The following is a 13,202-nucleotide window of genomic DNA, read 5'->3' on the forward strand; positions in this document are numbered from 1 at the left end:
TCAGACTTGATCGGGGCTTCGTGCGTACTACGGTGGCTGCATGGGTGACCTGATCCAGTTTCCGCGGACGACACCGATTCCTGACCCCGGCCAGCCCGCGCCGTTGCTGCGGGAGCTGATCGGCCGCGAGCTGCGCGCCGAGCGGACCGAGCAGGACCGCACCCTGGCCGACGTCGCCGGTGCTGCCGGAGTCTCCACCCAGTACCTCTCCGAGGTCGAGCGTGGCCGGAAGGACCCGAGCTCCGAGGTCGTCGAGGCGATCGGCGGCGCACTCGGGCTCGGCCTGCTCGACCTGACCGAACGGGTCAGCCGCACCCTGCGCGGTCAGGACACGGTCACTCCCAGCGGTCCGCTGGCGATGGCGGCCTGACCGGTCGCCACCTTCCTGCTCGCGAGGACCCGGTCGACGACGCCGTACGCCACCGCGTCGGACGCGCTGAGGACCAGGTCCCGCTCCGTGTCGGCACGGACCTGGTCCACGCTTCGACCGGTGTGAGCGGCCAACAGGTCGACCAGGGCGGAGCGTTGCCGTGCCACCTCCTTGGCCTCCACCTGGAGATCGGGGAGGGTGCCACGGCTTCCCGCCGAGGGTTGGTCGAGCACGATCCGGGCGTGCGGGAGAACGGTGCGGCGGCCTGGGCTCCCGGCCGCGAGCAGGACCGCAGCGGTCGAGGCCGCCTGTCCGACACAGGCGGTGGCGATCGGTGCCCGGATGAACTGCAGCGTGTCGTAGATCGCGAACATCGCCGTCGGCTCGCCACCGGGGCTGTTGAGGTACAGGTTGATCTCCGCGTCCGGGTTGGCTGACTCCAGGTGAAGGAGCTGGGCGATCACGACGTTGGCCACGCCGTCGTCGATCGGTGTGCCGATGTAGACGATCCGATCGCTCAGCAGGCGACTGTAGATGTCGACGGCGCGCTCGCCGTGGCGGGTCTTCTCGACGACCGAGGGGATGGTGTAGCTGCTCATCGGACACCCGCCAGTCCGACGACGGGGCGAGCGACGCCGGTCACCACGGTGGGGTCGGTGAGCACCGCGTCGGCGAGACCGTAGGCGACGGCCTCGGTGGCGGTGAACCACTTGTCCCGCATCGAGTCGGTACGGACCTGCTCGACCGCCTGCCCGCTCAGCTCGGCGGTGATGGTGAGCATCCGGTCGTTCATCCGCTCGAGACGAGCTGCCTGGATCTCGATGTCGCTCGCCGATCCACCGAAGCCGGCCGAGCCCTGGTGCAGGAGGACCTCGGTGTGCGGCAGGACGAAGCGCTTGCCCGGGGTGCCGGCGGTGAGCAGGAACTGGCCCATGCTGGCGGCCAGACCCATCCCCAGCGTGGACACGTCGTTGGGGATCAGCATCATCGAGTCGTAGACCGCCATCCCGGCTGTCACCGATCCGCCGGGGGAGTTGATGTAGAGGTGAATGTCGCTGTGGGGGTCCTCGGCACTGAGCAGCAGCAGCTGGGCGCAGATCCGGTTGGCGATCGCGTCGTCGACCTCACGGCCGAGGACGATCACGCGTTGGTGCTGGAGGCGGGCGACGATCTGGTCGTCGAGCGCACTGGGGGCGAGGGGTTCGGAGGTCATGCTTCGAGCCTGGTTCACGCCTCGCACCCGGACCAGGGGATCGCCCGAGAGCGGATCTGCCCCGAGCAGAGGACGACCAGGGCGAAAGGTCCTAGGCTCCCTCCCATGTCCGTCGAGCAGACCAATGTCGATCTGCTCATCGAGGCATCCCCGATCGCGATGCTGATGGTGCACGCATCGGGTCGGATCCTGGTGGCGAACCACCAGGCCGAGGCGATGTTCGGCTACCCGCGCGGCGACCTCGTCGACCGCGCGCTGTCCGACCTCATCCCCGAGCGGTTCCGCGATTCCCATCCCGGATTCCGGGCCGGTTTCCTCGCCCATCCCTCGGCACGCCCGATGGGATCGGGCCGCGATCTCTTCGCCCGGCACTCCTCGGGACGTGACATCCCGGTCGAGATCGGCCTCAGTCCCGTCGTGATCGACGGTGAGCGAGTGGTGGTCGCCGCGGTCGCCGACATCACCGAGCGCAAGCGGCGCGAGTCGGACCTGCAGGCCGCCGTCGATCGGCGACTCGAGCACGCCGCGAACCACGACCCGTTGACCGGTCTTCCCACCCGTGAGGCCTTCCTCCTGCAGACGAAGACCCTGACCGAATCCGCCGGCTCGATCGCGATGCTGCGTGTGGGGGTGCGGGGTCTGGCCCGGTTCAACGAAGCACTGGGCGCCTCCGGTGGGGACGCGATCCTGCGTGAGTTCGGTCGACGGGTCAAGGAGGCCGCCGGCCCGGGTGCCGTCGTGGGTCGTTTGGCTGCTCCGGCTTTCGCGGTCGCCATCCCGACGACGGCGACCGGCGACGACCAGACCTTCGACCCGCGGATCGAGGCGGTGCTCAACATCGCCGGACACCCGGTGTCGGTCGAGGGACGGGACCTCCGGGTCAACGTCGGGATCGGCATGTCGGTCTACCCGGAGGATGCGACCGAACCGGCGGAGCTGTTGCACGAGGCCGAGCTGGCCGCCAGCGTTGCCGATGCGAGCGAGGGCGGACTGGCGCGCTTCCGAGCGGCGATGCTCTACGCCTCGCGGCAGCGCATCGACCTCGAGCAGGCGCTCAACGGAGCACTGGAGGCCGGGGATCTGCACATGGTCTTCCAGCCCCAGGTCAATCTCGCCGACGGCAGCGTGGTGAGCGTCGAGGCACTCGTGCGTTGGGACCTCGACGGCGTGGCGGTCTCACCGACCGACTTCATCGCCATCGCCGAGGAGAGCAACCTGATCGGCGCGATCGGCGCGTGGACGCTGCGTGAGGGCTGTCGACAGATCGCCGACCTGCCGGGCGGGATGCGGGTCGCGATCAACGTCTCGCCCCGACAGTTCCTGATCTCGCCGCTGGTCGGCCTGGTCCGTGAGGTCCTCGCCGAGACCGGACTCGACCCCTCGCGGCTGGAGATCGAGGTCACCGAGGGCACCTTGATGACCGATCCGACCCGCAGTGCCGAGGTCCTCGAGGGGCTGCGCTCCCTCGGTGTCGCGGTCGCCATCGACGACTTCGGGACCGGCTACTCGAGCCTGGCCTACTTGAGTCGGTTCAACTTCGACACCCTCAAGATCGACCGGTCCTTCATCGCCAGGCTCGGCGCCGACCCGGCCGACGACGCGATCGTCGACGCCATCATCGCGCTGGCCCGCTCGCTCGGCATCGCCCTGCTGGCTGAGGGGATCGAGACCGAGGAGCAGGCCGCCTACCTGCGCAGTCGCGGTTGCCAGGGTGGTCAGGGGTTCCTGTTCTCGCCCGGCCTCAGCCGCGACGAGCTGGAGCGGTTCATCGGGGTCGCCCGGTAACCGAGTGCGTTGTCGGCCCCTTCGCTCGATAGCATCTGCGGGTGAGCAAGGCATGGGAGCAATTCGCCGACAACCCCGACGTCATCGCGGCCAGGATCAACGGCCAGCTGAAGGATCTCGCGACGGAGATCACGGAGGGTGACGTCGTCGAGCCGGTGGAGATCTCCTCGCCCGACGGTCGTGACATCCTGCGGCACTCCGCCGCGCACGTGATGGCTCAGGCCGTCCAGCAGCTCTTCCCGGAGGCCAAGCTCGGCATCGGGCCGCCGGTCGAGAACGGCTTCTACTACGACTTCGACGTCGAGACCCCCTTCGTTCCGGAGGACCTGGTCAAGATCGAGTCGGCGATGAAGAAGATCATCAAGGCGAACCAGAAGTTCTCCCGCCGCGTCACCAACGACGACGACGCCCGCGTCGAGCTGGCCGACGAGCCCTACAAGCTCGAGCTGATCGGGCTCAAGGGCAACGCCGGTGAGGCGGCCGAGGGTGCCAGTGCCGAGGTCGGCGCCGGCGAGCTCACCATCTACGACAACCTCGACCGCAACGGCGAGATCGCCTGGAAGGACCTCTGCCGGGGCCCGCACCTGCCGACCACCAAGCGGATCCCCGCGTTCAAGCTGATGCGGTCCGCGGCGGCGTACTGGCGCGGCGATGAGAAGAACAAACAGCTCCAGCGGATCTACGGCACCGCGTGGGAGACCACCGAGGCGCTTGAGGCGCACCTGCACCAGATCGAGGAGGCCGAGCGTCGCGACCACCGCAAGCTCGGCCGTGAGCTCGACCTGTTCAGCTTCCCCGACGAGCTCGGCTCCGGCCTGCCGGTCTTCCACCCCAAGGGTGGTGTGATCAAGCGCGAGATGGAGGACTACGTCCGCCAGCGCCACATCGAGGAGGGCTTCTCCTACGTCGGCACCCCGCACATCTCCAAGGACGGCCTGTTCCACACCTCGGGCCACCTGCCGCACTACGCGGACACGATGTTCCCGCCGATGGAGTTCGAGGGATCGAACTACCAACTCAAGGCGATGAACTGCCCGATGCACAACCTGATCTTCTCCTCGCGAGGGCGGTCCTACCGCGAGCTGCCGCTGCGGCTGTTCGAGTTCGGCTCGGTCTACCGCTACGAGAAGTCCGGCGTCATCCACGGTCTGACCCGGGTGCGCGGCTTCGCCCAGGACGACTCGCACTCCTACTGCACGCCCGAGCAGGCTCCGGCCGAGGTCAAGCACCTGCTCAACTTCATGCTGACCGTGCTGCGTGACTTCGGGCTCGACGACTTCTACCTCGAGCTGTCGACCCGCGACGACGCCAAGAAGGACAAGTTCATCGGCTCCGAGGACGACTGGGCCACGGCCACGGCGGTCCTGGAGCAGGTGGCGGCCGAGACCGGCCTCGAGCTCGTCCCGGACCCGGGCGGCGCTGCGTTCTACGGCCCGAAGATCTCGGTCCAGGCCAAGGACGCGATCGGTCGCACCTGGCAGATGGGCACCGTCCAGTACGACTTCAACCAGCCGGCCCGGTTCGGTCTCGAGTACGTCGGCCCCGACGGCTCCAAGCAGCAGCCGGTGATGATCCACTCGGCCAAGTTCGGCTCGATCGAGCGGTTCCTCGGCGTGCTGGTCGAGCACTACGCGGGGGCGTTCCCTCCGTGGCTCGCCCCGGTCCAGGTGCAGGCGATCCCGGTCGCCGACGCCTTCGCCGACCACCTCTACGAGATCGCCGGTCAGCTGAAGAAGCTCGGCATCCGGGTCGAGGTCGACGAGTCCGACGACCGGTTCCAGAAGAAGATCCGCAACGCACAGCTGCAGAAGATCCCCTTCATGCTGATCGCGGGTGCCGATGACGTCGCCAACGGTGCCGTCAGCTTCCGGTTCCGTGACGGTCGTCAGGACAACGGAGTCCCGATCGCCGAGGCGATCGCCCGGATCGTCGAGGCCGTGGAGTCGCACGCCCAGGTCTGAGACCTGAACTAGTGCGACACGGCGTCGCGGATACCCTTGTATCCGGGACCCGTGTCGCACTAACCTGCTGGCATGACCGCTACGCAGGTGAAGCACTCGTCGCAGGGCAAGCAGGGCTACTACGAGACCCTCCAGACGCTCTCGCAGGCGTCCGTGGACCAGCACTTCGACGCGTTCAAGGACATCGACTGGGACTCCCCGGAGTTCTCGTTCAAGCCGGGCGACGAGCGCCTGATCCTCACCGACGCCGACGAGATCGGTCGGCACCCCTGGTACAAGTCGCTGTCGCGTGAGCGCCAGATCGAGGTCGGCGGGTACCGCTACGCCTCCGTGGCCAAGGTGGGTCGTCAGTTCGAGCAGCTCCTGATCAGTGGCGTGATGAACCGGCTGGTCTGGATGGAGGACCGCAACCCCGAGTTCCGCTACGCCACCCACGAGGTGACCGAGGAGACCCACCACACCCAGATGTTCCAGGAGGCGGTCAACCGCTGGGGCGTCGATGTCGCCGGCGCGCCGACGTACTTCAAGGTGCTGTTCCCGGTCGCCGCCGCAGCCGGCGCGTTCTTCCCGGAGGCGTTCTTCGTCGGGATCCTGGCCGGCGAGGAGCCGATCGACCACCTGCAGAAGTCGATCCTGCGGGCCGGCGGCGGACACCCCCTGATCGACCGGATCATGCAGATCCACATCGCCGAGGAGGCCCGGCACATCGGGTTCGCCCACCAGTACCTCGAGCAGCACGTCCCCGAGCTCGGCCCGGTACGCCGCCAGCTGCTCGCCGTCCTGTTCCCGATCATCATGCGCGGCCTGTGCGACGTGATCATGGTGCCGAGCAAGCAGGCCCGCGACGACATGGGGATCCCCGACGAGGTCGCCCGCGAGATCTGGTGGGACAGCCCGGACTCCCGCAAGACGCTGCGTGACATGTTCAGCGACGTCCGGATGCTCGCCGACGAGCTCGGACTGCGCACCCGGGTGACGCGCCCCCTGTGGCGGATGCTCAAGATCGACGGCAAGCCCGCCCGCTTCCGCGGCGAGCCGGCCTCGGCCACCCACTGAGCCTCGGGGGACCGCCGTGCCGCACGTCGTCATCCAGTCCTGCTGCGCCGACGCCTCGTGCGTCGTCGCCTGCCCGGTCAACTGCATCCATCCGGCGCCGGGTGAACCGGGCTTCGGCACCACCGACATGCTCTATGTCGACGCCGCCAGCTGTGTCGACTGCGGCGCCTGCACGACCGCCTGCCCGGCCGACGCGATCGTGCCGCACACCACCCTGACCGCGGCGCAACAGCCGTTCCAGGCGCTCAACGCCGAGTACTACGACGCCTTCCCGCACGCCGACCGGACGCCGATCGCCCTGGTCGCGCCGCAACGCCGGGTGCTGCGACCCGGTCCTTTCCGGGTCGCCGTGGTCGGCGCGGGGCCGGCGGGCCTGTACGCCGCCGACGAGCTGCTCACGCACCCCGAGATCAGGGTCGACGTGATCGACCGGCTGCCGACGCCCTACGGGCTGGTCCGGTTCGGCGTCGCTCCGGACCACCAGCACACCAAGCAGGTCGCGGAGCTCTTCGGTGCGGTGGAGAGCCAGCCCGGCTTCTCCTACCTGCTGGGCGTCGACGTCGGGCGTGACGTCACCCATGCCGAGCTCGACGCGGCCTACGACGCGGTGATCTACAGCGTCGGCGCTGCGACCGACCGGGCGCTCGGCGTGCCGGGGGAGACGCTGCCCGGATCGCTCTCGGCCACCGACGTGGTCGGCTGGTACAACGGGCATCCCGACCGGACCGACCTCGCCGTGCCGCTCGACACCGAGACCGCTGTCGTGATCGGCAACGGCAACGTCGCGCTCGACGTGGCCCGGATCCTGGTCAGCGATCCGGCCGAGCTCGCTCCGACCGACATCGCCGCCCTGCCGCTGGAGCAGCTGCGTCGCAGCCACGTCCGGACCGTGCTCGTGCTGGGGCGCCGGGGACCGGACCAGGCCGCCTTCACCCTGCCGGAGCTGGTCGGACTGCACGGGTTGGCGGTCGTCGAGGGTCGGGTCAACGTCGTCCTCGACAGCGGCGGCCTGCCGATCTCCGGGGACGACACCCGCGCCCGGCTGCTCCGCGAGCTCGCCGACGCCCCGATCGACCCGACCCGACGCACCATCGTGCTCCGCTTCGGCCTGGCTCCGGTCGAGCTCCTCGGCTCCGAGCGGGTCGAGGCCATCGTCGTCGAGCGCACCCGGCTGGAGCCGGCCGCGGACGGCACGATCCGGGCCGTCGCCACCGGCGAGCTGGAACGGATCGAGACGGGACTGGTGCTCCGTGCCATCGGGTACCGCGGGATGCCCGTCGACGGCCTGCCCTACGACGACGCCACCGGCACGGTGCCGCACACCGGTGGTCGGGTGCGGCCCGGCGTCTACGTCGCCGGCTGGATCAAGCGCGGCCCGACCGGCTTCATCGGCACCAACAAGACCGACGCCGCCGAGACGGTGAGCAGCCTCCTCGACGACCTCGACGCCGGCGTGCTGACGCGACCGACCGTGCCTGCCACCGCCTTCCGCGAGCGGGTGGCCACCGCGGTGCCCGGTCTGGTCGACGGGACCGGGTGGCAGGCGATCGACGCCGAGGAACGCAGACGCGGCGCCGAGCAGGGTCGGGTCCGGACCAAGATCGTCGACGTCGACGAAGCGTTCCGGGTCGCGTCGGAGGCGGCCGAGGGGCGTCGTACGGGCTTGCGCCGGTTGGCCCGGCGCTGACCGTAGGGTGTGCCCATGCCGAGTGAGCAGGGCCGGGACGGCCGGCAGACGCGGTGGGACTCCCACAAGGAGGAGCGCCGGCGCCAGATCATCGCCGCAGCCATCGCGATCGCGCAGGAGAACCAGCCGGGCACCGAGATCCACGTCCAGGAGATCGCCGAGCGCGCGGGCCTGTCGCGGACCGTGCTCTACCGCCACTTCAGCGACCGGGCCGACCTCGACCGTGCCGTCCAGACCGAGATCCTCGACCAGGTCTGGGGCCTGCTCCTCCCGCAGATGACCCTCGACGGCACGATCGTCGAGATCATCGGTCGGATCATCACCACCTACGTCGACTGGGCGGTCGAGCACCCGGCCCTGCACCGACTGGCCGACCACGACACCACCGCGGAGCCGGGGCCGCTCGAGGCGGGACTCGACCAGATCGCGGGTCGGATCACCACCCTGCTCCTGCTGGCGGTGCCGCACGGGGAGGACCGTGCCGCCGAGGTCTTCGGGATGGAGCCGGAGGAGTTCGTCGCCCTGCTCGACCCGCTCGTCTACGGCATCGTCGGGGCGGCGTTCTCCGCCGTCCGGCGATGGATCTCGCGGCCCGAGCGAGTGCTCGGTCCCGAGATGGTCGCCGGCCTCGTCAGCCAGTCGATCTGGTTCGTGATCCAGGGGCACGCGGCAGCCTTCGGTCTCCGGCTGGAGGCCGACATGACCGCCGAGGACGTCGCCGGCCTGCTGGTGCAGCCCGGTAGCCTGCCTGCGTGAGCGCACCACTCGAGCAGGACGGGATCGGCGAGCCGGACCACTTGGACCGGCTCTGGACGCCGTACCGGATGGCCTACATCCGCGGCGAGAACCGGCCCGCCCACCCGGGCGAGGAGCAGTGCCCGTTCTGCCGGGTGCCGAGCCTCGACGATGCCGAAGGACTGATGGTGCACCGCGGTGAGACCGCGTTCGTGGTGCTCAACCTCTACCCCTACACGCCGGGCCACCTGATGGTCTGCCCCTACCGCCACATCCCGGGGTACGTCGACACGACCGAGGCCGAGGCGATCGAGATCGCGGCGTTGACCAAGACCGCGATCCGGGTGATCGGTGAGGTCTCGTCGGCGCCGGGGTTCAACATCGGGATGAACCAGGGCGAGGCCGGCGGGGCTGGGATCGCTGCCCACCTGCACCAGCACGTCGTCCCGCGATGGGTCGGCGACCAGAACTTCATGCCCATCATCGGCAAGACCAAGACCCTGCCCGAGCTGCTCGGCGACACCCGCCAGCTGCTCGCCGACGCCTGGAAGGCCACCACCGCGTGAACGACCTCGCCCCCGACGCCCTCCTCGCCGGCGAGCTGGTGCGTGCCGCCGGTCGACTGGCCGCGCAGATGCGGGCCGCCGGGATCGAGACCGACTTCAAGTCCTCGATCTCCGACGTCGTCACCGAGGCCGACCGTGCCGCCGAGGCCCTGATCATGGACCGGCTCGTCGCCGAGCGGCCCGAGGACGGGATCCTGGGCGAGGAGGGCGCGGCCCGGGAGAGCCGCAGCGGCCGCCGGTGGACCATCGACCCCGTCGACGGGACCTACAACTTCGTCAACGGTCTGAGCTGGTGGTGCTCGGCGCTGGCGCTGACCGAGGAGCTTCCCGACGGCGGCGAGCGGGTGCTGGTCGGTGCGATCTACCACCCCGAGTCCGACACGCTCTTCCTCGGCGGACCCGACCTCGGCACGACCCGCAACGGCAACCCGCTGCCGCCGCTCGCCGACCGCCCCCTGGCCGAGTCGTGCCTGACGACGTACCTGCACCCGACCGACTACGGCCAGGCCCCCGGCGAGGCCTACACCCGGGTGGTCGCGGGCGCTGCGACCCAGCGGATGCTGGGCTCCGGATCGATGGACATGACCGCCGTCGCGCAGGGGCACCTGCACCTCTTCTGCCAGCACACCGTGCACCCGTGGGACCGTCTTCCCGGGCTCGCGCTGGTGCTCGGCGCCGGGGGAGCGGCCCGTCAGATCGAGGCCGCAGGGAAGACCTGGACGCTGATCGGCGCGCCGAGCGCGGTCGCGGAGGCGGCCGACGCGCTCGTTCGCGGCTAGCCTGAGCCCACCATGTTGGATCGGTTCAAGGCGTTCTGGCAGGGCGTCGTCCTCGCCCCCATCGTCAATCTCCTCATTCGGCTCGGGGTCAGCCCCGACACCGTCACGCTCGTGGGCACCCTCGGTGTCTGTGCGGGCGCCCTCGGCTTCTACCCGCGCGGTGAGCTTTTCGTCGGCACGTTGGTGATCACCGCCTTCGTCTTCTCCGACCTGGTCGACGGCGCGATGGCGCGCAAGGTCGGCCGGAGCAAGGGTGCCTCCACCTTCGGGTCGTTCTGGGACTCCACGCTCGACCGGATCGGCGACGGCGCGATCTTCGGTGCGCTGGCGCTCTACTTCGCCGGGCCCGGTGACTCCGACCTCTACCTCTACCTGTCGTTGTGGTGCGTCGTGATGGGGTCGGTGACCTCGTACGCCCGGGCGAAGGCCGAGTCGATCGGCCTCGACGCGCACGTCGGCATCGCCGAGCGCGCGGACCGGCTGGTCGCGATCCTGGTGATGACGGGACTGTCCGATCTCTTCAACCAGCCGTGGATGTGCTTCCTGACGCTGTGGGTCCTGGCTGCGGCCAGCACGATCACGGTCATCCAGCGGGTCTGGGTGGTTCGCCAGCAGGCGCTGGCACTGGATGCCTGAAACCCCTGTGACATCCGCGGCGCAGGTCGCACCTAGGATGGAACTCATGGTTGAGAGCACCGAGAACAGCAAGATCGAGGACACCGTCGTGGGGACCTCGCGCGTGAAGCGTGGGATGGCGGAGATGCTCAAGGGCGGCGTGATCATGGACGTCGTCACTCCGGAGCAGGCCAAGATCGCTGAGGACGCCGGTGCTGTCGCCGTGATGGCGTTGGAGCGTGTTCCGGCTGACATCCGTGCCCAGGGTGGGGTGTCGCGGATGAGTGACCCGGACATGATCGACGGGATCATCTCCGCGGTCTCGATCCCGGTGATGGCCAAGGCCCGGATCGGGCATTTCGCCGAGGCTCAGATCCTGCAGTCGTTGGGTGTGGACTACATCGACGAGTCCGAGGTCCTGACTCCGGCTGATTATGAGAACCACATCGACAAGTGGACCTTCACCGTCCCCTTCGTGTGTGGTGCGACGAACCTGGGTGAGGCGCTGCGTCGGATCACCGAGGGTGCGGCGATGATCCGGTCCAAGGGTGAGGCCGGCACGGGTGATGTCTCGAACGCGGTGACCCACATGCGGACGATCCGCAAGCAGATCCGGTCGTTGGCTGCGTTGACCACCGATGAGCTGTACGTGGCGGCCAAGGAGCTCCAGGCGCCTTATGAGCTGGTCAAGGAGGTCGCCGAGAACGGGAAGCTGCCCGTGGTGCTGTTCACTGCGGGTGGGATCGCGACGCCGGCGGATGCGGCGATGATGATGCAGCTCGGTGCTGAGGGTGTCTTCGTGGGCTCCGGCATCTTCAAGTCGGGCAACCCGGCTCAGCGGGCTGAGGCGATCGTGAAGGCGACGACGTTCTTCGACGACCCGGACGTGGTGGCGAAGGTCTCGCGTGGTCTGGGTGAGGCGATGGTCGGGATCAATGTCGACGAGCCCGCTCGGTCGATCCAGTTCGCCGAGCGCGGCTGGTGACCTCACCCCGTCCACGGGTCGGGGTCCTCGCACTCCAGGGTGACGTCCGCGAGCACGTCACGGCACTGAGCACGCTCGGCGCCGACGTGATCACGGTCCGTCGCCCCGCCGAACTGGCCACGGTCGACGGTCTCGTCCTCCCCGGCGGGGAATCGACCACCATCGCCAAGCTGGCCCGGATCTTCGACCTGCTCGACCCGCTGCGCGAGCGGATCTCGGCCGGCATGCCGGTCTTCGGCACCTGCGCCGGGATGATCCTGCTCGCCGACCGGATCCTCGACGGCACCGCCGACCAGGAGACCTTCGGCGGTCTCGACCTGACCGTGCGCCGCAACGCGTTCGGTCGCCAGGTCGACTCCTTCGAGGAGTCGCTCGCGGTCGAGGGACTCGACGACCCCGTGCACGCCGTCTTCATCCGCGCTCCGTGGGTGGAGGAGGTCGGGCCCGACGTGGAGGTGCTCGCCCGGGCTGGCGGCCACCCCGTCGCCGTACGGCAGGGGCGGAAGCTGGCCACGTCCTTCCATCCCGAGGTCAACGGGGAGACCCGACTGCACGGCCTGTTCCTCGACCTCATCAACGCTCGATAGGATCTGTTCCCATGTCAGGTCACTCCAAATGGGCAACCACCAAGCACCAGAAGGCTGCGAAGGACCAGAAGCGCGCGAAGAGCTTCGCGAAGCTGATCAAGGTCATCGAGGTCGCGGCGAAGGCCGGCGGCGCTGACACGTCGGGCAACCCTGCGCTCTACGAGGCGATCCAGAAGGCCAAGAAGCAGTCGGTCCCGAACGACAACATCGATCGGGCGGTCAAGCGTGGCGCCGGCATCGGCGGCGAAGCGGTCTCCTACGACACGATCATGTACGAGATCTACGGCCCGGCCGGTGTGGCGCTGATGGTCGAGTGTCTGACCGACAACAAGAACCGTGCCGCCATGGAGGTCCGCACCGCGGTCACCCGCAACGGCGGCACCATGGCCGACCCGGGCTCGGTGTCGCGCCTGTTCCACCGCAAGGGCATCGTGGTGCTGGCCAAGGACCAGGAAGGCACGGCCGTCGACGAGGACACGGTGCTCGAAGCCACGCTCGACGCCGGGGCCGAGGACGTCAACGACCACGACGAGCACTGGCAGGTCATCTCCGAGCCGACCGACATGCTCGCGGTCCGGACCGCCATCCAGGACGCTGGCCTCGACTACGAGTCCGCCGACGTCGAGTTCATCGCGTCGATGGACATCCCCGTCGCCGACGCCGCCACCGCGACCAAGGTGATGAAGCTCGTCGACGTGCTCGACGACCTCGACGACGTGCAGAACGTGTACAGCAACGCGGAGATCTCGGCCGAGATCCTCGCCGAGCTGGACGCGGAGTGAGTCTCGCTGCCTGATCCGCGTGTCACTAGCCCCCTGCCACTGGCAGGGGGCTAGTGTTTTCCTAGAACAGATGTTCGACTT

Annotated in this window: 14 protein-coding genes; 12 read left to right on the forward strand and 2 right to left on the reverse strand. The window is 69.1% G+C overall.

Annotated features, from left to right (window positions below):
* Positions 1–40 precede the first annotated feature (40 nt).
* Positions 41–370, forward strand: a complete 330-nt coding sequence (locus ACZ5J1_RS06235) for a helix-turn-helix domain-containing protein (RefSeq protein ID WP_464563544.1) — start codon at positions 41–43, stop codon at positions 368–370.
* On the opposite strand, the gene ACZ5J1_RS06240 is transcribed toward ACZ5J1_RS06235, so the two are convergent.
* Together ACZ5J1_RS06240 and ACZ5J1_RS06245 are read right to left on the reverse strand one after the other, a co-directional pair.
* Positions 325–969: a ClpP family protease gene (locus ACZ5J1_RS06240; RefSeq protein WP_464563546.1), complete on the reverse strand. Its 645-nt coding sequence runs from the start codon at positions 967–969 to the stop codon at positions 325–327. The two genes, ACZ5J1_RS06235 and ACZ5J1_RS06240, sit on opposite strands and share 46 nt — an antisense overlap.
* Positions 966–1,583 carry a ClpP family protease gene (locus tag ACZ5J1_RS06245; RefSeq protein WP_464563548.1) on the reverse strand — a complete coding sequence of 206 codons (618 nt, stop codon included), beginning with the start codon at positions 1,581–1,583 and terminating at the stop codon, positions 966–968. Before ACZ5J1_RS06245 ends, ACZ5J1_RS06240 begins: the two co-directional genes overlap by 4 nt.
* A 105-nt stretch (positions 1,584–1,688) precedes the next feature.
* Here ACZ5J1_RS06245 and ACZ5J1_RS06250 point away from each other — a divergent pair, with 105 nt between their 5' ends.
* The 11 genes from ACZ5J1_RS06250 (at position 1,689) to ACZ5J1_RS06300 (ending at position 13,121) form a co-directional block, all read left to right on the forward strand.
* On the forward strand, positions 1,689–3,368 hold the full coding sequence (locus ACZ5J1_RS06250) for a putative bifunctional diguanylate cyclase/phosphodiesterase (protein ID WP_464563550.1): 1,680 nt from the start codon (positions 1,689–1,691) through the stop codon (positions 3,366–3,368).
* Positions 3,369–3,409: 41 nt separating this feature from the next.
* Positions 3,410–5,329 carry a threonine--tRNA ligase gene (gene thrS, locus ACZ5J1_RS06255; protein WP_464563552.1) on the forward strand — a complete coding sequence of 640 codons (1,920 nt, stop codon included), beginning with the start codon at positions 3,410–3,412 and terminating at the stop codon, positions 5,327–5,329.
* A 72-nt stretch (positions 5,330–5,401) separates the two neighbouring features.
* Complete coding sequence (locus tag ACZ5J1_RS06260; RefSeq protein WP_464563553.1) at positions 5,402–6,385, forward strand: AurF N-oxygenase family protein; 984 nt, start codon at positions 5,402–5,404, stop codon at positions 6,383–6,385.
* Positions 6,386–6,401: 16 nt separating this feature from the next.
* Positions 6,402–8,072: an FAD-dependent oxidoreductase gene (locus ACZ5J1_RS06265; protein WP_464563555.1), complete on the forward strand. Its 1,671-nt coding sequence runs from the start codon at positions 6,402–6,404 to the stop codon at positions 8,070–8,072.
* A gap of 15 nt (positions 8,073–8,087) precedes the next feature.
* Positions 8,088–8,828, forward strand: coding sequence for a TetR/AcrR family transcriptional regulator (locus ACZ5J1_RS06270; protein ID WP_464563557.1), 741 nt, complete (start codon positions 8,088–8,090; stop codon positions 8,826–8,828).
* Positions 8,825–9,373 (forward strand): HIT family protein, encoded by a 549-nt coding sequence (locus ACZ5J1_RS06275; protein ID WP_464563559.1) that lies wholly within the window; start codon positions 8,825–8,827, stop codon positions 9,371–9,373. The genes ACZ5J1_RS06270 and ACZ5J1_RS06275 overlap by 4 nt, the downstream gene beginning before the upstream one ends.
* Positions 9,370–10,152 (forward strand): inositol monophosphatase family protein, encoded by a 783-nt coding sequence (locus ACZ5J1_RS06280; protein WP_464563561.1) that lies wholly within the window; start codon positions 9,370–9,372, stop codon positions 10,150–10,152. The genes ACZ5J1_RS06275 and ACZ5J1_RS06280 overlap by 4 nt, the downstream gene beginning before the upstream one ends.
* Positions 10,153–10,164: 12 nt before the next feature.
* Positions 10,165–10,788 carry a phosphatidylinositol phosphate synthase gene (gene pgsA, locus ACZ5J1_RS06285; RefSeq protein ID WP_464563563.1) on the forward strand — a complete coding sequence of 208 codons (624 nt, stop codon included), beginning with the start codon at positions 10,165–10,167 and terminating at the stop codon, positions 10,786–10,788.
* Between the two features lie 46 nt (positions 10,789–10,834).
* Positions 10,835–11,752 (forward strand): pyridoxal 5'-phosphate synthase lyase subunit PdxS, encoded by a 918-nt coding sequence (gene pdxS / locus ACZ5J1_RS06290; RefSeq protein ID WP_464563565.1) that lies wholly within the window; start codon positions 10,835–10,837, stop codon positions 11,750–11,752.
* Positions 11,749–12,339 carry a pyridoxal 5'-phosphate synthase glutaminase subunit PdxT gene (gene pdxT, locus ACZ5J1_RS06295; RefSeq protein WP_464563567.1) on the forward strand — a complete coding sequence of 197 codons (591 nt, stop codon included), beginning with the start codon at positions 11,749–11,751 and terminating at the stop codon, positions 12,337–12,339. Before pdxS ends, pdxT begins: the two co-directional genes overlap by 4 nt.
* 11 nt (positions 12,340–12,350) lie before the next feature.
* Entirely contained in the window at positions 12,351–13,121 is a 771-nt protein-coding gene (locus ACZ5J1_RS06300; protein WP_464563569.1) for a YebC/PmpR family DNA-binding transcriptional regulator, read from the forward strand.
* Positions 13,122–13,202: the final 81 nt, after the last annotated feature.

This window comes from Nocardioides sp. JCM 18999, from assembly GCF_055391175.1.